Origin of the sequence: Enterovibrio calviensis DSM 14347 (genome assembly GCF_000621165.1) — a bacterium.
Taxonomy (GTDB): domain Bacteria; phylum Pseudomonadota; class Gammaproteobacteria; order Enterobacterales; family Vibrionaceae; genus Enterovibrio; species Enterovibrio calviensis.
The window spans coordinates 290,347-307,951 of the sequence record NZ_JHZA01000008.1 but is presented as its reverse complement, the minus strand read 5'-3'; the positions used below and the strand labels follow the sequence as shown (position 1 = coordinate 307,951).

At 46.4% G+C, this 17,605-nt stretch carries 20 protein-coding genes and 1 other RNA gene; 11 read left to right on the top strand and 10 right to left on the bottom strand.

Annotation, left to right across the window (positions count from 1 at the left end):
• Nucleotides 1–154 precede the first annotated feature (154 nt).
• Nucleotides 155–574 carry a YbaY family lipoprotein gene (locus Q365_RS0108380; RefSeq protein WP_028022921.1) on the top strand — a complete coding sequence of 140 codons (420 nt, stop codon included), beginning with the start codon at nt 155–157 and terminating at the stop codon, nt 572–574.
• A gap of 109 nt (nt 575–683) precedes the next feature.
• Here Q365_RS0108380 and Q365_RS0108375 read toward each other — a convergent pair whose 3' ends face one another.
• From Q365_RS0108375 to Q365_RS0108365, 3 genes are all read right to left on the bottom strand, one after another.
• On the bottom strand, nt 684–1,394 hold the full coding sequence (locus tag Q365_RS0108375; protein WP_028022920.1) for a DUF1223 domain-containing protein: 711 nt from the start codon (nt 1,392–1,394) through the stop codon (nt 684–686).
• A gap of 168 nt (nt 1,395–1,562) precedes the next feature.
• The gene (locus Q365_RS0108370; RefSeq protein WP_028022919.1) at nt 1,563–2,090 is read right to left on the bottom strand and encodes an outer membrane beta-barrel protein; all 528 of its coding nucleotides are present in this window, start codon (nt 2,088–2,090) and stop codon (nt 1,563–1,565) included.
• A gap of 276 nt (nt 2,091–2,366) precedes the next feature.
• Nucleotides 2,367–2,678, bottom strand: coding sequence for an MGMT family protein (locus Q365_RS0108365; protein ID WP_028022918.1), 312 nt, complete (start codon nt 2,676–2,678; stop codon nt 2,367–2,369).
• Nucleotides 2,679–2,852: 174 nt separating this feature from the next.
• On the opposite strand from Q365_RS0108365, the gene Q365_RS0108360 reads away from it, so the two are divergent.
• The 3 genes from Q365_RS0108360 (at nt 2,853) to Q365_RS0108355 (ending at nt 4,528) form a co-directional block, all read left to right on the top strand.
• The gene (locus tag Q365_RS0108360) at nt 2,853–3,587 is read left to right on the top strand and encodes a VP0952 family biofilm-associated protein (protein WP_028022917.1); all 735 of its coding nucleotides are present in this window, start codon (nt 2,853–2,855) and stop codon (nt 3,585–3,587) included.
• 135 nt (nt 3,588–3,722) lie between these two features.
• Nucleotides 3,723–3,819: signal recognition particle sRNA small type (gene ffs, locus Q365_RS26390), an RNA gene on the top strand.
• Between the two features lie 334 nt (nt 3,820–4,153).
• Nucleotides 4,154–4,528, top strand: coding sequence for a hypothetical protein (locus Q365_RS0108355; protein WP_028022916.1), 375 nt, complete (start codon nt 4,154–4,156; stop codon nt 4,526–4,528).
• Nucleotides 4,529–4,926: 398 nt separating this feature from the next.
• Here Q365_RS0108355 and Q365_RS0108345 read toward each other — a convergent pair whose 3' ends face one another.
• Nucleotides 4,927–5,538, bottom strand: a complete 612-nt coding sequence (locus Q365_RS0108345) for a LysE family translocator (RefSeq protein ID WP_028022915.1) — start codon at nt 5,536–5,538, stop codon at nt 4,927–4,929.
• Between the two features lie 98 nt (nt 5,539–5,636).
• On the opposite strand from Q365_RS0108345, the gene Q365_RS0108340 reads away from it, so the two are divergent.
• Nucleotides 5,637–6,530 (top strand): LysR family transcriptional regulator, encoded by an 894-nt coding sequence (locus Q365_RS0108340; protein ID WP_028022914.1) that lies wholly within the window; start codon nt 5,637–5,639, stop codon nt 6,528–6,530.
• Nucleotides 6,531–6,700: 170 nt separating this feature from the next.
• Here Q365_RS0108340 and Q365_RS0108335 read toward each other — a convergent pair whose 3' ends face one another.
• Nucleotides 6,701–8,296, bottom strand: a complete 1,596-nt coding sequence (locus tag Q365_RS0108335; protein WP_028022913.1) for a nicotinate phosphoribosyltransferase — start codon at nt 8,294–8,296, stop codon at nt 6,701–6,703.
• Nucleotides 8,297–8,306: 10 nt separating this feature from the next.
• Entirely contained in the window at nt 8,307–9,182 is an 876-nt protein-coding gene (gene prs / locus Q365_RS0108330; protein WP_028022912.1) for a ribose-phosphate diphosphokinase, read from the bottom strand.
• 199 nt (nt 9,183–9,381) lie between these two features.
• Here prs and Q365_RS0108325 point away from each other — a divergent pair, with 199 nt between their 5' ends.
• The 6 genes from Q365_RS0108325 (at nt 9,382) to Q365_RS0108300 (ending at nt 15,458) form a co-directional block, all read left to right on the top strand.
• The gene (locus tag Q365_RS0108325) at nt 9,382–10,074 is read left to right on the top strand and encodes an NUDIX hydrolase (RefSeq protein WP_028022911.1); all 693 of its coding nucleotides are present in this window, start codon (nt 9,382–9,384) and stop codon (nt 10,072–10,074) included.
• 307 nt (nt 10,075–10,381) lie between these two features.
• On the top strand, nt 10,382–10,909 hold the full coding sequence (gene speG / locus Q365_RS0108320; RefSeq protein WP_028022910.1) for a spermidine N1-acetyltransferase: 528 nt from the start codon (nt 10,382–10,384) through the stop codon (nt 10,907–10,909).
• A gap of 303 nt (nt 10,910–11,212) precedes the next feature.
• A complete protein-coding gene (locus Q365_RS0108315) occupies nt 11,213–11,470 on the top strand; it encodes a hypothetical protein (RefSeq protein WP_028022909.1) in 258 nt (85 codons plus the stop codon).
• A gap of 245 nt (nt 11,471–11,715) precedes the next feature.
• Nucleotides 11,716–12,621, top strand: a complete 906-nt coding sequence (locus tag Q365_RS0108310; RefSeq protein ID WP_028022908.1) for a YeeE/YedE thiosulfate transporter family protein — start codon at nt 11,716–11,718, stop codon at nt 12,619–12,621.
• 58 nt (nt 12,622–12,679) lie between these two features.
• Nucleotides 12,680–13,888 carry an NADH:flavin oxidoreductase/NADH oxidase family protein gene (locus Q365_RS0108305; protein WP_028022907.1) on the top strand — a complete coding sequence of 403 codons (1,209 nt, stop codon included), beginning with the start codon at nt 12,680–12,682 and terminating at the stop codon, nt 13,886–13,888.
• A gap of 157 nt (nt 13,889–14,045) precedes the next feature.
• Nucleotides 14,046–15,458 carry a hypothetical protein gene (locus Q365_RS0108300; protein WP_028022906.1) on the top strand — a complete coding sequence of 471 codons (1,413 nt, stop codon included), beginning with the start codon at nt 14,046–14,048 and terminating at the stop codon, nt 15,456–15,458.
• A 98-nt stretch (nt 15,459–15,556) separates the two neighbouring features.
• Here Q365_RS0108300 and Q365_RS0108295 read toward each other — a convergent pair whose 3' ends face one another.
• The 4 genes from Q365_RS0108295 to Q365_RS0108280 form a co-directional block, all read right to left on the bottom strand.
• Complete coding sequence (locus Q365_RS0108295) at nt 15,557–15,934, bottom strand: DUF6979 family protein (protein ID WP_028022905.1); 378 nt, start codon at nt 15,932–15,934, stop codon at nt 15,557–15,559.
• Between the two features lie 26 nt (nt 15,935–15,960).
• Nucleotides 15,961–16,383 (bottom strand): GNAT family N-acetyltransferase, encoded by a 423-nt coding sequence (locus tag Q365_RS0108290; protein WP_028022904.1) that lies wholly within the window; start codon nt 16,381–16,383, stop codon nt 15,961–15,963.
• Between the two features lie 39 nt (nt 16,384–16,422).
• Complete coding sequence (locus Q365_RS0108285; RefSeq protein ID WP_028022903.1) at nt 16,423–16,908, bottom strand: GNAT family N-acetyltransferase; 486 nt, start codon at nt 16,906–16,908, stop codon at nt 16,423–16,425.
• Nucleotides 16,909–17,065: 157 nt separating this feature from the next.
• Complete coding sequence (locus Q365_RS0108280) at nt 17,066–17,464, bottom strand: VOC family protein (RefSeq protein ID WP_028022902.1); 399 nt, start codon at nt 17,462–17,464, stop codon at nt 17,066–17,068.
• Nucleotides 17,465–17,605: the final 141 nt, after the last annotated feature.

Here is a 17,605-nt window from a genome sequence, read left to right as displayed (position 1 = left end):
ACCGAACTTTTTTACGGTTTATGATTCTAAACAGTTACGAAATAAAATTTCAGACTGTGATCTGAAATCCACAATTGTTGAGTGGGTTATCACTGTACAGTGTTAAACTCTTGTTGTTTTTATCAATAACATTGCCGTTTTGGAGTGCAATTCAATGAAAAAAGCGTTTTATGGTTTCTTTTTGGCGCTTATCGCTGTCGCCTTTACTGCGTGCAGCGACATCATGAAAGAGCAAGACATGGCGACAGTCAACGGTGATGTATATTATTTGCAGCGTATTGCACTACCTAGCAATGCGAAATTGACGGTCACGTTGGCAGATGTTTCATTGGCTGATGCGCCAATGGAAGTGATTAGCTCCCAATCATATATGACTGAAGGCCAACAAGTTCCTTTGCCATTTAGCCTGAGCTACTCACCATCTGAAATTCAACAAGGCCACACTTATACGGTTAGCGCACGCATTGAAGTGGATGGGGAATTGATTTTCATCAGCGATACGTCCAACCCCGTGATCAACGACCCTGCCAATACGCAAAACATCAGCATTCAAGTGGTGAGTGCGGCGCGTTAATGGGTGAGAACACACCAATATCGTGTTAAATGACAAAAATAATGTTCAATAACAAAAAGGGAGCAATGCTCCCTTTTTGTTTATCTACGTTTTTTGGATGAATATCTCTCTACGGTGTCAGCCAGCCAGCAAGGGTCTGAACCGGGTCACCACCGCCTTGAGGTGTTAACCACACCGCAATGGCCGATGGTTTAGCTGCCGTTTCATCATCAAGGGTAAATTGCCAATGACGCTGGCCATATTTCGCCGCAAAATCGACGACCACGAAGTCGTGTTCTAGCGTTCTACCTCGGTTCTCTCCACGCTTCACTTTGGTGGTTAAATCCATTGCTATCAGAGCGAAGTTGGCATTGAGTCGCTCATTACCTTCGTATTCCACGCGCAAGGTGTTGCCATTGATAGAGGCGATTAATTGGGCGGCTTTGGGGCCGTTGCCATAAGGGACTGGCTGCCTTGAGAAAAAGCCTCGCCATTCTTGATCGTTAATAAACCAACCGGGTGTATAAACACCGCTAGCATCACTTTGGGACACTTTTTGACGCTGTCGTTGGCTAAAATCTGGTTTCGCAAACCGATCTGCCCAACCGATGTAGTTCCAGTAATCAACATGAAAGGCCAGCGGAATAACTCGCGTCCATAGCCCATCACTGTCCTTTAGATCATTGAGTGCGGCTTCAGCGGCTGGGCAACTGCTGCACCCTTCAGAGGTGAAAAGCTCAACGATAGTGGCTGGCGCGTCATTACTCTGCCACGTTTGGGATAACGCGGGCAAAGATACTGTGGTGGCTACCGATAACAATAAAGCGAGGGCTGGTCGCATAGCGCATTCCTTGCTGGGAGTGGTATCAACAAAGACCTGCTGTTTACGTGTTCGATTTCAAAAGATACGCGTTACCGGAGGATTAAAGCAAAAATGGCCACTTACAGCGCAGTGCAAGCAGCCATTTACTGGGTGTAACCGCGCCGCATGACTGCATCGCGAGTCGCCTTAAAGCTGGAACCTATAACCTAACATCAAGCCGAGATTTTTCTCAGTACTAGACCAAGTGCTGTCTCCTGTAAGTTTGGCTTGTGTAAAGCGTAGTCCGACGATAACGTTGGAAAGGTTGCCGTCAATACCTGCTCCCCAGCGAAAACCATCATATGTCGCATCATGCGTGTCGTTATAAATTCTTAACGCTGTGTAGCCCACCAGACCATAAGCATCGAAGCTGGTATTTTGGTCTACCGTGAAGCGCTTACCAAACGGTACGCTTAATGAATAAGAATAGTCTTCCTTAACGCGATAATATTCTTCGAAGTCGCTATTTTCTAAAAGTGCAAACTCCAATTCACCACCAACATAATAGTCACCGCTATATATGTTCTTCGCACCCACATGGAAAGCATATTTCTCGCCAGATTCATTACCAAGCTCATGGCTTGATAAGCTTCCTGCAATATATAAATCTTGTTCATAAGCATAGGTAGAACCTGACGCCATCATAGCGCCAAGTAAAATATAAGCTGGTTTCATCGTAATCCTTTATCCGTAACCAAAACACGTTGAAAGCCACTCTGCGTATGAGTGGTCGTTATCATTAATCTGGAGTTGGGAAATCTACAGAAAAGGTCACAGCAGAAATGTATCTAATTTAATAAATGGACACATATTGGGCATGAAGTCAGTCATACATATGCGAGGGTTTCCATTAGCATGCAAAACGCGAAACGCTATATATGCATAAATACGTATATTGGTGGGATTGTTTGCGTGTTTAGGAGCATCGAGCGATGTCAGATTACTTGGGTATCAAATAGGGTGTCCATCCCATTGAAAGCGTCGCAGCGAAATAACACCATTCTCTTTCACTTCCACACCATCATCCAACAGCTTCTCGCGTTGGCGAGTGAATGATTCACCCACCAAAGAAATCATGCCTTTGGCATTCACGACGCGAAACCAAGGTAAGCGACTATCTTTGGGTAATGCGCCCAATAACTTACCAACATGGCGAGCATGACGAGGGAAGCCCGCCATTTTTGCGACATCACCGTAAGTTGTTACTTTTCCTTGGGGTATCTGTACTAAGACCGCGTAGATCTGCTCGTCAAAATTAGGCATATTGATATCAAACGCAATGATAAAAAACAAAAGACATTACCCAGTATCATACCCATTGTGGATGGAAAAGCAGCAGGAGAGTGACTTCCTAATATCAGCTGTTACAGGGTAAGAAGAAAAATAACACACCAGATATTGAGTCAGTGTAGGCAGTAAGCGCAAGGAGGTGCGGCTATGTGGTATGCGACGATGTTAATGGTTACCGCCTCGGTCATGGTTATCGGGGCAGCGCTGTCCGCGGCTATCGCCGATGGCAATATTCCACTGCTGGCTTTCGTGATCCCTGCGTTATTCTTTTTGGGGTCGGGAGGCATCGCAGTTTGGCTGCTCGCTATTGGTCTGGTTGGCTTTGGCGCGCTTATGCCTTATCAACCCATCGCCATTTCACTGAGCCTTTGGATGATTCTCCCTGCATTAGTGTTAATCACTGGGGCTCGCCGTAATTGGCAAGTCTCTCTCTTGGTCGTTTCTGTCGTTATCGCCATGGAGTGCGGTGTATTAGCGCTACAAGGCGATGAAAAGCTCGGCGGTGAGATGAGCTATACCTTGTTGCAAATTCTCTGCGTTATCGCTGTTTGGGTATCGACGTACTTCTGGAAACCCATCAAGACCCTTAGCTGGTGGCCAGTACTGTTAATTTTTGCTCTGTTGGCTGGCGGTTGGACGCAAGGTGCGCTGCTTGCTTTCTGTGGCAGTGTGTTAGCGATAACATTGCAGGAATTACAACGCGTTGGTGGGGAGGAAAAAGGGGATAAGCTTAGTGTTATCTTGCCTGCCATTGCCTTCGCAACCATCGTGGTATTCCCGCAATTTAGTGTACCTAACCCCGTGTTTGTGGCGTGGCTGTTATCGTTAACCATTGCATGGCTCGGTGATTACTTGCTCAATGCAGAGAATGAAGAAGAGTAAGCAGGGTAAAAAGTCACCATTCAAACACTGAGTGCCCGATAAGCCCTTGCAATGGGCTGAGGCTTCACACATAATGCGCTCGAACCAACGGTTTCTTTCTAAAGGAATTGTTCGGTAAAAAATCTATGGAGGCCCTATTGGTTCTCCCGCAACGCTATCTTGTGTAATGGGTCAGGTCCGGAAGGAAGCAGCCCCCGCTTGGGACGTGTGTGCCGGGATGTAGCTGGTAGGGCTTCCACCCATCTAGCGTTTCAAAATCTTCTTTTCGTTTCCCCTCGCTCACGCAAACCACAATATCCGTTCATCAAGATCCCAATAAAATCCTAATTATACTGCGTTTCTCGTTATACATTTCTCTCGTTCAAAAACCATTATCTTCAGTCAGTGCCGCGTCTACGTTGACCTTGAAATTAAGAAATTCAATGATGTGACAAAGAGTTATACTGCAATAAGTACTGCCATTGGGTATGACAAGCGGGATTCAGTTTTCATTCTAGGTGATGATTTTGAAAGCTTCTCGACCCGCAGGTGATGGGTGGCTTGGTATGATTAAAGAGGGAGTAAACATGGAATTTATCTTGTGTCTGGCGGCGTTTTTGTTGGTTGTTGTCGCTTTTGCTCACTCTTATCTCGGGGAGCGCTTTATTCTCTCTCGGCTATTCAAACGTGACAATCTACCCAAGCTATTTGGAAGCGATGACTTTACCAAACGAACCTTACGTTTTGCCTGGCATTTGACCTCAGTTACCTGGCTAGGGTTTGCTGGAATCATTGTTGCGCTCGCGCAGCCTCAGCTTGATAAGACATTCATCACCAGCGTCATTTCAATGACCTTTGCGATTCATTGTGTAGTGGCTTATTTGGGGTCGAAGGGGAAGCACTTATCTTGGATTTTGTTTGGCGCAGTGAGCGTGTTGGTCTTTGTTGGCATGAAGTCCTAACCGTTGGGTTTTTCTCGCCATTCGCCATGATCAACTTTGCACCAGTATGCTGAACATTTACTCCCTTTCATTCTTCACTTCCTTTTTTGTCTCTTTCTCTGAGTTGCTAATTTTCGTCGTTATACCTCATCGAAATCTACCTATAATTTATCTCAAGAACATACGCCTTTTAGAACATGCAAGATAGAAAGTGAAGCGTATTGAATAAGGTGATAAAGGAGATAGCGATGAGCGACGGACAATGGGTATTTATAGGGTTTGGGCTTGTATTGATAGCAGTTGCAGTCATTGTGCTAGTGCGTTCGACGAAGCAAATGGGTTCCAGAGATCAGTGATGGACTTTGAATCGTCGAACTTGCCTGAAGCTGTGTTTGTGGAAATGAAACAAGTCCAAGAATCTACGACTTTATAGCAAGCAGTGCGCCAAAAGCCACCAAGCCAACACCGCATGCTTGATTCAACCGTTTCTTCATTCTCAACACGTGTTTTTGTAACGAATTCGACGTCAAGAATATCGCTACTGCACAAAACCATAATCCGTGCAGCGCAATCATATACAGGCCATACAGGAATGCCATATGGTTTTCATTGGCATCTGGGGTCATCACTTGACTAAAGATACTGAGGAAGAAAAGCATTGTCTTTGGGTTTAGTGCATTGCATAGAAAACCCTGAGCCAGAAACTGCATCGCGTTAATGTCTGCTTTGCTGGTTTCGATTGTCTCAAGGCTCGCGTTCGCCGTGAAAATCCCCTTCAATCCTAAATAGATCAAATAGGCAGATCCCGCATAACGTACCACGTTAAATAGCCATTGATTCTGTGAGATTAGGTAGCTTATCCCAAGCATTGAATAGCCAATATGAAAACAGATAGCGAGACTGACACCAATCGCCGTCCAAATTCCCGCCATTCTTCCTTTGTTAATGCTGTTTTTTAGTACAAGAACGAAGTCAGCACCTGGGCTGACGACAATGAGAATACCCAAAATAGCGAGGCTTAACGCTTCCATGCTTGCTCCAATGTCGATTAAAGAGTCGCCATTGTATGTACTTTTCCCTGTGACTATAATCGAAACAATCTCAACCATAATGTGAGAAAAAGTCACAGATGAGGCATTTAAAAGCATTCCACATTTTTCATGTGGCAGCGTCGTCATCAAGCTATAGCGAAGCGGCAAGCAAGCTCAACATTACTCATGGCGCGGTGAGTAAGCAGATCAAAGTGCTCGAAGACCACCTTTCTCAAGCATTGTTTTACCGACAAGGACGAAACGTGTATTTGACCAAAGAAGGGGAATTGCTGAAGGGTTATACCGAGCAGGCATTCATGGCATTGGATACGGGTGTTAACAAGCTCGCGCAGTTGAAAAGCCAACATCTAGACGTGTCTTGCGAGCCGACCTTGACCATGCGCTGGTTGATGCCACGACTCTCAGATTTTCACCAACTTTCGGGTGCCGATGTCAGGTTATCTACGGCGGGTGGGCCTGTCACCCTTGGCACATCAGGATTATCACTCGCTATTCGCCGCGATGATTTCGAGTTGGTTCATGATTACCACAAAACAATGTTAGTAGAAGAGTGGGTGGGGCCAGTGTGCTCACCGGCATATTGGCATCAGGTTCAAAACGATGTCAGTAAAATAAAACTACTTCACAGCCAAACAAGGCCAATGGCTTGGGGTAGCTGGTCATCCCTCTATGGTGATGCGTCGTTACAGGGCAATACACACCAGACATTCGCGCATTTCTATTTTTGCTTTCAAGCGGCTGTTGATGGTTTAGGCGCAGCAATGGGATCGTACCCGCTCGTAGTGGACGATCTAAAACGCGGAAACTTGATCGCGCCGTTTGGTTTTGTTCTGTCTAAACATAACTACATCTTATTGAGCCAAAATAAAACACAAGATGACCTAGAGCAGAAGTTCAGCCATTGGTTGCATCAAAGTCTGTCACAGTGTGTACCTACTCAGGCTGAAAAAGACGGAAGTTTGTGTGTTTAATTTACGACACTGAAAGCAGCTGAAAACCGTTGAAGACGTGTACTGGACTGTTGGCGAGCATCATATGCAGACTTGGATCGAATAACTGCTGGCAGTGTAAACAGAGTCTGCGTCCAGAGAAAAAAGAAAAGAGGCTGCCCTGATTTGCAGCCTCAATGTGTTTTGGACGATTAGATCTGGCGGTCAATGGTGGCGCGAATTTCCGCCAGAGTGGTTTCTTTTATGAGTTTGCCGTCCTCAAACACAACCTCTAGCAAGCCTTCTTTTTCTTCACTTTCAGATACATCATCCATCAGTACCAATTCGCCATTAGAACGTTCAACTTTCAAGAGTCCTTTTGCTGACTTTTTCTTACTATCAGTTTTTGGGTCTTTGAATATGGCTAAACGCTCATTGTCTTTGACAACGCTGGTGGCTTTTACTGCAGAGCCGTGAGTATCTCGTGTCACATATTGGTAGCTGTACGAGCCGATGCCTAAGACAACCTTTGAAGCAAACCCTTTGTCCATAAGGCGTTGAAGGATTTGGCGTTGGCGAGGCAAAGTGATGGCGTCACCATAAATCGCACCAATATGTTCATCCAATAACTTGAACCCTTTGTCTGTGACAGTACCGCCGAAAATATCCCACAAACATTCTATTAGTCCTTTAACTTCACATGCTTCTAGCTCGATACGGCTTTGCTCTTCACATCCGTAATACTTACTGTTCCAGCAATAGGCTTCGAAACCTTCGCGAATGGCTTCTTGTTCAGCAGCGTTTTGATTGTCAAATAGCTCTGAATAGTCAGAAACGGGAGAAACCTTAAAGCCCGTTAGGATCTTTACAGGGTCTCCCGAGTCAGGGCGAATAACCAACGCGCCGTCGCGTTGCAATATTTCAGTTTTTAACTGAGGGAGATAGTCGGTCACGAGTGTCCAAAAATCCCATGTATCCGAAACGACACTCAAGATCCCTGTAGGTGATTGTTCACGCATGAGGTATCTGAAAAATTCAATTTCCCCTTCCATGATCCAAGAGCAGGTCACGGAGTGCTCGGTGGCATCGACTGAGCAGCCTACAAGTTCTTGATCGACGTTGGCACCATAGTATTTTTCAGCAAATAACACGGCAGGGATAGTGTCAGTTCCCACTAAGCCAGAGGCCAAGTGACCGAATCCACTCATCGCAGCTGCTTGCTTCCCAAACATGCCTCGAAAGCTAAAATCGTGTCCTTGAAACGGAACGAAGTCCATCGGTAACCCTGTTTTCTCAGCAAACTCCTTGAATACGCTCAAGTAGGCCACCGATGTCGTGGTGCTGGTTTGGATTGGCCAGTTTTCACAACTTAGCACCGTTTCGATCATGTTTGTCAGCCACTGAAACCCATCTTTTGTATTCACTATTGTCATAGGCGGGACCAAGTAGGGGACAAGGGTGCCTTCAGGCAGCGCTTTGATCCGCAGAGGCAAGTAGCCTAAGTCATGTAAGTCTTCCAAATATTTAACATCAACGGAATAGCCCAACATTGCGCTCATAATGCGTTTGTGATTGGCGACGGCAACTGCTTTTTCGGCATTAAAAAAGTCACTCCATTCTTCTTCTAAGTAACTTTTTATAAAGTATTGAAGGCCAACAAAAGCCACTTTGTCACAGTTTTCGACATTACTGAGCTTTCCACTTCGAGAGGTGTAATTTGCATAAACTTCTGTCACGTCAGGGTGGTAAGCGCGGCTGTGAAATTCTTTGTAAACGTCTTTCTGCATGCTTGCTGCTGTAATAGTCATGGTGCGCTCCTTACATCTCGATGACGGTTAATTGGGTACGGTTATCGGCGTTATTCTGCGTGCCGATATTTCTGTATTCTTCTGCTGTTCTAAATGAATCTGTCGTATATATGGTGTCGATAAGCCCATCAAAAACACCCAGGCCTTGAGAGAAAATACCGTGTGTGACAAACAGTGAAACTTCGGTTGCGCCTTGTTGCTTTAAGACTTTTGCAAGTTCAATAAACGTTCGTCCACCATCGCAAATGTCATCAACAATCAGCACACGCTGACCTTCGACATTACCGAGTACTTCTGTTTTAACGATTTCCCCTGTTTTCAAATTTCTAACTTTTTGGGCCTGAATGACATTTGTTTCCCCGCCAAATGCCTCTGCAATGTTGCTTGTTTTCTTGCTCGCGCCTGCATCTGGAGAAATGAGTGTGATATCTCCCGTGGAAAGTGAAAGGCTGAGTGATTCACTTCTTTTAATCAGCTCTGTCTGGGGGATATTGACGACATTGTTGAGGAGTGCGGGAGTCACATCACTGTGAGCATCCCAAATGGTCACTTTTGATAAACCTAAATTATTGATAAGGCGCGCCATAACAGATACTGATAGCGCTTCGCCTTCTACACATACTCGATCTTGTCGTGCATATGGGAAGTAGGGGATCACGAGTTCAATGGGAATATTGCTGTTTGATAATCGGTTGAGGGCATCAACCATCATCATCAAACGAATGATCTGAGATGAATCAGTGAGTCGTTCTTGTATTTCGAACATCGCTACCTCTGATAAGTCGATAGGATCTAAGCGAATATGTTCTTCACCGCCAGAAAACGTAAAGCTCTGAAATGGTGCTTCTGATTTATATCCTTGAGTGTTGATCTTGAAAATGGTCATATCGCATTCCTTTTGTTTGTGTCCTAACGACACAAACAATGTAACAACTGGCTATTTTTCGATCAAGTGCTTTTTGTGTCTTTTTGACACAAAGTTTTCGTGATCTAACTTTTTGACTGTCAATACAGAGGTGTATTGCAACAAAATTGAGATTCACTTAATGTGTCACAAGGACAGTAAGTAGGCTGGTTAGAGAGCGATGCATTACGATATCAATGAATATAAAAACCCTCTTTTCACCGTAGACAGTGTGCTGTTTACGGTGACAGAGGGGGCGCTAAAAGTATTGATGGTAAGGCGAGCGCAAGCACCTTGTGAAGGTTGCTGGGGGTTGCCTGGCGGTTTTGTCGATATTGAAAACGATATGACGACTGACGTAACGGCACGCAGAAAACTAAAGGAAAAAACGAGCGTTGAACCACGCTATTTAGAACAATTGCGGGTTTTCTCGGGAAGCGACAGAGACCCTCGTGGATTCAGCGTTACCTTGGTCTATTTTGCATTAGTGACAGAGCAGGACGTTTCGAGTCATATTGCGTCTGTTGATGATGTTCAATGGGTTGATGTGAAAGTACTTCCCTCACTGGATATTGCATTTGACCACAAAACCATCATTGAGCATGCGCAAAAAAGGCTGCAGCAAAAAGCGCTTTATTCGATGATCCCCGTTTATTGCTTACCGAGCCAATTCACGATTGGACAGCTGAAATCGGTTATCGAGACAATCCTAGAGAAACCTATTCAACGTAAGAGCTTAATCCGTAGGATTGAGGCGTCTGATATGTTTGAAGGGGCCGAGCAAAAAGTGAAGTCGGGAGGAAGACTCGCTCAACTCTACTCGGTAAAAGAAGGCGTAGATTTGGTGAATTTTGAGCGAAACTTTAGCGTATAAAGCACTCCCAATACTATCAAACTGAGGTGTTTCTTCACCCCAGATAGGCGTAGGCTTGGTTTAAACGCTGCTTTTGTCGTTGTTCATATGACGCATGTGATTTTCTGACCTTTCTCAGTGTTTTTCCCTCCATCTTTTGAGCTAGCCACCGTTGAATTGGCAAAGAAAGCCCACTCGGCGTGTATCGAGTGGCTTGAGCGAAGATTTTTATTTCCCACTACAGGCAATAGTGCTACTTTCCGCATCTGGCATAAACAGCTGTGTTTTATGTTTCAGGCAATATTTTAAATTGTTAATGGAAAGTGATATGGATAATCAAATCCGACTACGTGCCCTTGAGCAAACCGACCTTCGCTTTATTCATCAGTTGAACAACAACCGTTCAATTATGTCCTACTGGTTCGAAGAGCCGTACGAATCTTACTATGAGCTAGAAGAGCTGTTTCGCAAGCACATCCACGATAGTAACGAGCGACGCTTTATCGCCGAAAATAGCGAAAAACAACCTGTCGGTCTGGTGGAACTTGTTGAAATCAACACGATTCACCGTAACGCTGAATTCCAAATCATTATTGCGCCGGATTACCAAGGCTGTGGTTACGCTCGAACGCTAATCAACAAAGCCCTTAACTACGCCTTCACCATCTTGAACCTGCACAAGGTGTATTTGAGTGTTGCAGTGAATAACGAAAAAGCTATTCATCTGTATGAAAAGAGTGGCTTTATCGAAGAAGGCCACTTGGTGAAAGAGATCTTCGTTAACGGCGAATATTGCGACGTTAAGCGCATGTATATTCTGCAAGAAACGTATCTTCAGAATCGTCATCAGCAGTAATGCGGTGACCGCCGTTATCGGCTAGCTGAACATGTTTTTGCACTAAGGGTTTCTCAATGAGAGGCCCTTTTTTATAACCATGTCCCATCCTCCCGCCAACGGTCTAAGAACAATCCAACCCCTAATTGTTGATTTCCCACAAAACTGAAACGCCGCCTCAATGCCATTCACGCTATAGTCTTTCAGAAAGCACGATATTGCCGTACACCACTGTGTTTTTAAGCAACAATGTACAGAGCAGGATGTTCTGTAACTGACGGTTCAAAACCCATCATCAGTCATTTAACAAGGAAGTGAGTCAACATGGCAGTAGAACAAAGTGTGGTTGAAACCCTCAATGCGGTTTGGGCGACGCCCTATGGCGTGGCGGCGCAGTACATCTTTATTGGTGGTGTTGTGTTGCAACTCGGTGTGATGGTCTCGCGCTACAAAATGTCTTTGGTGGATGCGCTGCTGGCGGTGATGGGCTTCAAGCGCGTTCAACATCGCGAAAAGTGGTTCAACATTTTGCACATCTGTGTGATTGCCGTACCTCTGGCATTGCTCGCGCTGGCGCTTTGAATACAGAGCCTTTAAATGCGTAATCGACGATGGCTGAATCGAATTCTTTGCCCAATTTATTTGTTTTTAAGTTTGAAAAGATGGTCATTTAACGCCAAGAATCGTGAATGATAACGAGGCTTTCAAAACACAGCGATTCCTTCGCTACCTTGCTGTTCTATATCTAAACATTGAGTCAATTTAAGCGAGTGAACCTGTCTATACTTAGGCTGAATTCAATTCGTTTATGAAGGTTTTAGCTGCCCGTGTCGTTCTTTCTTGTCGTCTTCTTTTTCTTGTTTGTTCTCGGTTATCTCGCCCAATCCACCGGCCTTTGCTTGGTTCGGGGAGTCAACGAAGCGCTAGACAAGCGACCGCAGTTTCTCTTCTCAATATTGCTCAGTGGCGTGGTGGGTTGGGTGTCGTTTGTTGTGGCTGACCTGCTTTCAATTGATGTGTCGTTTCGCGTCTTCGCGGTGCAATGGACTGCCATGTTCGGCGGCGTGCTTTTTGGCGTTGGGGCTGCGCTTAACTTCGGCTGCGGTGTTTCCACCATCAGTAAATTATCACGCGGTGACACCTTAATGATTGCCACGGTGACAGGGTGGTTTATCGGGTGGTTCTTGCTAACAGGCATTTCAGAACACTTGCCTTCTCGTGTTGCTTCTACACCTTCAGACATGCACTTTACTGCGCTGGTTGTTATCTCGGTGGTCGTGGCGTTGTGTATCGCCTTGGTGAGTGCGATGGATACGCGTTTGTGGCTTAGTATGTTAACCATCGGCTTGATGGCGAGCCTGACGTTTCTTTATGAACCGAGATGGACACCAAGCGGCTATTTATCTGATGTCAGCGCATCATTGTGGCAAAAAGATACGGTGCGATGGCCTAACATAGAGCGAACCCTGTTTTTGTTTGCCTTGATTGGCGGCATGGTGGTGGCGGCATTAAAAACACGTTCGTTTAGATGGAAAGTAAAACGCTTACCAAGATACATGCATCACCTGATTGCTGGTGTGCTGATGGGATGTGGTGCGTCTATCGCCGGCGGCGGAAACGACAGTCAGTTAATGCTGTCACTTCCTGCATTTTCGCCGTATGGATTTGTGACCGTATTGAGCATGCTGGTGGGTATTGCCCTGGGTCTGAAATTGCCGAAACGGTTTAAGTAGCGACCCTCGCCCAGCAGGTCTGCCCTGACTTTGAATCAACCCAACCAAGGACGTCACCATGCCAAATCAACAAGACGCAAACGGCCTACTAAATCGCCCATTAGTGCTTCCTTGCGGCGCAGTGTTGAAGAACCGCCTTATTAAGTCTGCCATGTCCGATTCCTTAGGTGACGGCGCAGGCAATGCAACCACCGCGCAAGCGCGCCTCTATGAAAAGTGGGCGCAGGGCGGGACAGCGTTGTCCATTATCGGGGAGGTGCAGTTCGATCCACGCTTTCCTGAGCGCCCCGGCAACTTGGTGTTGTGTGACGATGCAAACCTAAAAGCACTGCGTGAGCTCACGTCTCGCGCTTCCATCAACCAAGCCCATATTTGGCCGCAAATTGGTCACGCTGGTGGGCTTTCTCATCCGCCTATTAGTCATCCAAAAGGGCCATCAAGGCTCGACATTGGCGAGTTTCATTGTGATGGCATGTCGCAAAGCGAAGTCGCTGAACTACCCGCACGCTATGCCAAAGCCGCGAAGATTGCGCAAGATGCAGGCTTTACGGGCGTGCAAATTCACGCAGGACATGGCTTTTTGCTCAGCCAATTCCTATCGCCATTGTTTAACCGTCGTGACGATCAATATGGGGGCGATGTGGCTTCGCGTTGTCGCATTGTTATTGACGTTATTGCTGCGGTTCGAGACGCGGTAGGAAGCGCCTTTCCCATCGGCATTAAGATCAACACAACCGACCAATTGGAAGGTGGCCTCACTCAAGAAGACGCGCTGGCGGTGATTGGATTATTGGATAGCACATCTTTAGATTTGATAGAGCTCAGTGGCGGTTCGTATTTCCCTGGTGCGGCATCCAGTTCAGACCGCGTTGCGTCTGGGCCTTACTTTGTCGAGTTCGCAGAAAAAGCCAAGCCGTTGACGCGCATTCCTTTGGTGGTGACTGGTGGTTTCAAAACGCGCACACAGGCGGTCGATACGCTTGCCAAAAACTGTGCAGACGCCATTGGGCTGGCACGCGCCTTGGTATTGGAGCCTTCGTTGCCGCAAGATTGGCTTGCAGATAACGACGGAAATCTTACCTTTCCCTCATTTTCGTCGCCTCCGCCGGGAGGGATCACCGCGTGGTTTTCTATGCGTTTAACGGCGATTGGCAATGATGAAGAAACACGATTCAACCCAGAGCTTCAAACTGCGATTGATGAATATGAAGACCGTGATGACGCACGATGCGCCGTGTGGCGTTCGAGATTTGGTGAAGCTCAGTAATTGATTGATTTGTCGGCGGAACGTCACAACGTTTGGCATCGACTGATCGCTAGCGTCGCATTTGTTAACACTAAGGCAGTGAAGCGCTGCCTATAATTAATGGCTGTATGTAAAGCCCAATACACTGCATGTTGCAACGGGCTTTTAAGGCAGCCTTATGAATGGTCGATGGATTCATTGTCGCTACATCTTGTTGGTTTTCTTCCTTTCCCTTGCTGGGTGTGGCTCATCGCCTGAGCCAACGGCCTCATCCGAGCCTCTATCTGACAGCGATTCAGCGCCGAGTATAGCGTCACCGCCAGTCTCATCATCCACAACGAACGCCTCAGAATCGCAAGAACCTATCGCCGCTAATGAGCAGATCTTAGTGTCAGAGCAGACTGACAATGTCGACCCGTCTTCGTCCGTTGAAGAGAGTGTGGAGATAGTGAGTGTTTCGCCTGATATACCAGAACCACCACTAACCGTGAGCACCACTCCCGTGCCATTGGACGAATACTTGGGGCCGCCAGACTTACTCTGTGGTGAAGATGGCGCGCCGCCGTGTGGCGATGAAATCAAGATAGATGCAATCTTGGTCGGTGACGCTATAAATTGGGGCTGCAAAGGGAAGAACCTCTATTTCACGCCAAAAGATGGCGGAGAATGTTGGAGCTGCCCAGATGGATATCGCCGCACGTGGAAAGCGATTCATAAAGATGAAAGCTGCAAAGAACGAGGTTTTGGTTTTAACAAAGACAAAGTCGATGCCACGTTCGTTCGATCAGCGTATGGCTGTGAAGAAGGGCAGTTTGAGAAGGGCGGTGAGTGCTACCGATGCCCAACTGGTTCGTCAAAAGTGAGTTTTCTTTGGGCCTTTAACCCTGGCGCTGAATGTAAAACGGAATACTACTGCGATGAAGGCTTATCGCTGATGCCAGCCCCAGCTGAATTACTGCAAAACTTCGGCCCCCCTTATGATCGCGTGTGTGGCACACCGCTCGATATGGCAACTGTGATCACCGATTTAGCGAGAGCGAAACTCGAAGAAGATCTTACTCTGAGCCAAGCCGCCGCAGAGTTTGTCGCAGACGTGGCAAAGCATGATGAATTACGACGTGCCATTTCAGACAAAGACGGTGAAGAAGTGTTTCGGCTGATGGTGCAAATGCCGAGTTACCTTGCACTGCGAGATGCAGCCCTTGCCAATGGCTATCAATCCCTCACGCTGGGCGCAGCGCCTGAACTTGAAGTGGGCTTGGGCGCGACCACCGAATACGGCGTGGCATTAGATTGGCAGGGTAACTCACGGCCCTATGGCGTTATGTCCTACTCGAAAGGGGCATCGTTAAGCGTTGGGCTTGGTGTAAGTGTCGGTGTTTGGAAAGACGGCATAGAGAGTGACGCTGCAAATATTGGCGGCTATGCTCATGGCGCGAGTATCAGTGTGCCGCTAGGTGTTGCAGACGTGGGTAGCGGCGCATGGTTCAGCTACTACCCCATCCGATACCTCGGGCTTTCATTCAGCGCCAGCGGCGGCGTTGGCCTTGAAACCGTCAACTACAACCAAGCAGTGACCATGTTGTATTGATAGGGGAGGCTTGTTTTGGGATAGTTATATTTTGGCGATGGATCTTCGAAACGCTCACTTTGGTTGATTGATTGTCGCCAACCTCGTTTATTATTTACTTACTTCAAAAATCCATGTGACCAAAGTGAAACAACCACGTTCATCTGATGGTTATGTGCTTTTGACGCTGAACCACATGCCTGAATCCAAAGATTTTTTAAGTCATCTATAACATTTGAATCTTGGTTTAATAGTGCCAAAGCTTCTAACGCATAATGCTTATTCAAAACCGACTTTGTATAATTGCCACTCGGTACGCCTTGGATGAAACCACCCTCTGCCAGCCCGAGAAAGGCATTCTTGGGGCATCCTTTTTTAATAGAAGCCATACGGTTTTTGAATTCACTCGTTGCGGCAGAATTCCATGCTTTCATTGGACAGACTCCAGTTTGTGCAAGTCGAGTTGCCGTTATAGCGACATCACCATACTTACTCATTTGACCCCTTTGCGCATCGCGTCTTGTTAGGAAATTGCTTTCGACATGTAGTAAAACCTATCGTCATCAAAGTCGACGAAAAATCCTACTCTTTCATAAAGATGGAATGCCGCACTAATTTTAAATACACGCAATTTAAGATGATTGAAGCCGAATTCAAGTGCTAGTCGCTCACATTCAGTAAGTGCTTGTGCACCAATACCTTTGTTTTGATATTGCTGACTGACTTGTAAGTCACGGATATAACAGCCGTTGTCTTGATGCTCTAAGCGGATGGCTCCGGCAATCTCGCCATTGAAAAGTATGTCGAAATTAAACAGAACGCTGATTTGCTCGTCGATTTTAGAGCACTCCCAGTCAACCGCATAATGTTCATAATATGAGCGCATGTTTGAATAAGTGATCTCAGCAGAAGCTGATAAGTTTTCGGTTTTTTGGTACGAAACCATTGCGATTCCTAATGTTGAAAATCTGCCATTGGCGCTTTTTTAGCGCTGCATTGCCCAACGAAAATAGGGTCGCTGACCATCCATTCGCTCAATCTCTGCGCCTAGCCTTTTGTAAAACGTATGAGCTTTTGTATTGTGTGGACTCGCCGTCCATGAGATGTGCGACACCCATGATGTTTCAGCTCGTGATTTCAACGCGTGCATCAGTTCTCGACCATAACCTTTTGACCTTTGCTCTCCAACGACGAGGAGGTCATCAAGCCATATTGAGGGTTCACCACTAAAAGATGAATACCGATAGTGAAACAACGCAAAACCTTGAACATCGCCGTCCAGTTCCAACATTAACGCATGCGCGAAAGGGTGATCACCAAACAGCGTACGTTCGATTTTCTCTACAGTGGTTGAAATTTCACCGCTGAAACCTTTCATGCTTCGGTCAAATTCGGCCTTTTGCTCAATAAGCTCAAGCAATTTGCTAGCGTCTTTCTTTGTCGCAGTCCTTAAGATCACTGTGTTCTCCAATGCTGGGAGTATTGGTGGACATCGCTATTTAGCTCATCTCTGATGTTTATAATCTCATTCGACATCATAGGCTTTTATTGCGTATCAGCGGTGGGCTTCGGCTTCAAAACAACCAAGCGAAGACGTTGCCCTACCTGAAATGAAACGTTGGGAGTGATTATCGACTGGCAGGTTGGTGCAGTTCGATGACATTGTTATCCGGATCGCGGATGAAAAAGAACTTGGCGCCATTGAACTCGACGCGCTCGGTGATGGTGATCCCTAGCGCTTCAATCTTTTTGGAGACGACTTCGGCATCGGTGATTTCAATGGCGATGTGCGTGTAGCCGGGGTACTTCATGTCTTTTCGCATCAAGATATTGTCTTGAGGCGCATCGTCAGAGGCATTGAGGATGAAGTTAATGTTGATGCCTGATGGGTGCTCGACAATGGCGGCAGGCTCTGGCCCCACTGGGCCTGCGATAAATTCAAACCCAAGCTGTTCGTAAAACTTCCGTGATATATCTAGATCCCTAACGCGAAGTCCGACGTGGTTAATGCGTGTGATTTCTTTCATCGTATCCCTTCTCTTAGTGGTGTTTGGCTTGTGTGCCTAAGTTTGTTTTGGTGCGTTTGATAGCCAGCAATAACCGACAGATAGTTGGATATATTATGGGAGAAGTGCGGCACTTAGCGTGTAACAAGTGTTAGATGTGCG

What these genes read in the sequence shown, in the direction of transcription:
- Q365_RS0108380 (WP_028022921.1), top strand. Translation starts at nt 155, where the DNA reads ATGAAAAAAGCGTTTTATGGTTTCTTTTTGGCGCTTATCGCTGTCGCC.
- Q365_RS0108375 (WP_028022920.1), bottom strand. Translation starts at nt 1,394, where the DNA reads ATGCGACCAGCCCTCGCTTTATTGTTATCGGTAGCCACCACAGTATCT.
- Q365_RS0108370 (WP_028022919.1), bottom strand. Translation starts at nt 2,090, where the DNA reads ATGAAACCAGCTTATATTTTACTTGGCGCTATGATGGCGTCAGGTTCT.
- Q365_RS0108365 (WP_028022918.1), bottom strand. Translation starts at nt 2,678, where the DNA reads ATGCCTAATTTTGACGAGCAGATCTACGCGGTCTTAGTACAGATACCC.
- Q365_RS0108360 (WP_028022917.1), top strand. Translation starts at nt 2,853, where the DNA reads ATGTGGTATGCGACGATGTTAATGGTTACCGCCTCGGTCATGGTTATC.
- Q365_RS0108355 (WP_028022916.1), top strand. Translation starts at nt 4,154, where the DNA reads ATGGAATTTATCTTGTGTCTGGCGGCGTTTTTGTTGGTTGTTGTCGCT.
- Q365_RS0108345 (WP_028022915.1), bottom strand. Translation starts at nt 5,538, where the DNA reads ATGGAAGCGTTAAGCCTCGCTATTTTGGGTATTCTCATTGTCGTCAGC.
- Q365_RS0108340 (WP_028022914.1), top strand. Translation starts at nt 5,637, where the DNA reads ATGAGGCATTTAAAAGCATTCCACATTTTTCATGTGGCAGCGTCGTCA.
- Q365_RS0108335 (WP_028022913.1), bottom strand. Translation starts at nt 8,296, where the DNA reads ATGACTATTACAGCAGCAAGCATGCAGAAAGACGTTTACAAAGAATTT.
- prs (WP_028022912.1), bottom strand. Translation starts at nt 9,182, where the DNA reads ATGACCATTTTCAAGATCAACACTCAAGGATATAAATCAGAAGCACCA.
- Q365_RS0108325 (WP_028022911.1), top strand. Translation starts at nt 9,382, where the DNA reads ATGCATTACGATATCAATGAATATAAAAACCCTCTTTTCACCGTAGAC.
- speG (WP_028022910.1), top strand. Translation starts at nt 10,382, where the DNA reads ATGGATAATCAAATCCGACTACGTGCCCTTGAGCAAACCGACCTTCGC.
- Q365_RS0108315 (WP_028022909.1), top strand. Translation starts at nt 11,213, where the DNA reads ATGGCAGTAGAACAAAGTGTGGTTGAAACCCTCAATGCGGTTTGGGCG.
- Q365_RS0108305 (WP_028022907.1), top strand. Translation starts at nt 12,680, where the DNA reads ATGCCAAATCAACAAGACGCAAACGGCCTACTAAATCGCCCATTAGTG.
- Q365_RS0108300 (WP_028022906.1), top strand. Translation starts at nt 14,046, where the DNA reads ATGAATGGTCGATGGATTCATTGTCGCTACATCTTGTTGGTTTTCTTC.
- Q365_RS0108295 (WP_028022905.1), bottom strand. Translation starts at nt 15,934, where the DNA reads ATGAGTAAGTATGGTGATGTCGCTATAACGGCAACTCGACTTGCACAA.
- Q365_RS0108290 (WP_028022904.1), bottom strand. Translation starts at nt 16,383, where the DNA reads ATGGTTTCGTACCAAAAAACCGAAAACTTATCAGCTTCTGCTGAGATC.
- Q365_RS0108280 (WP_028022902.1), bottom strand. Translation starts at nt 17,464, where the DNA reads ATGAAAGAAATCACACGCATTAACCACGTCGGACTTCGCGTTAGGGAT.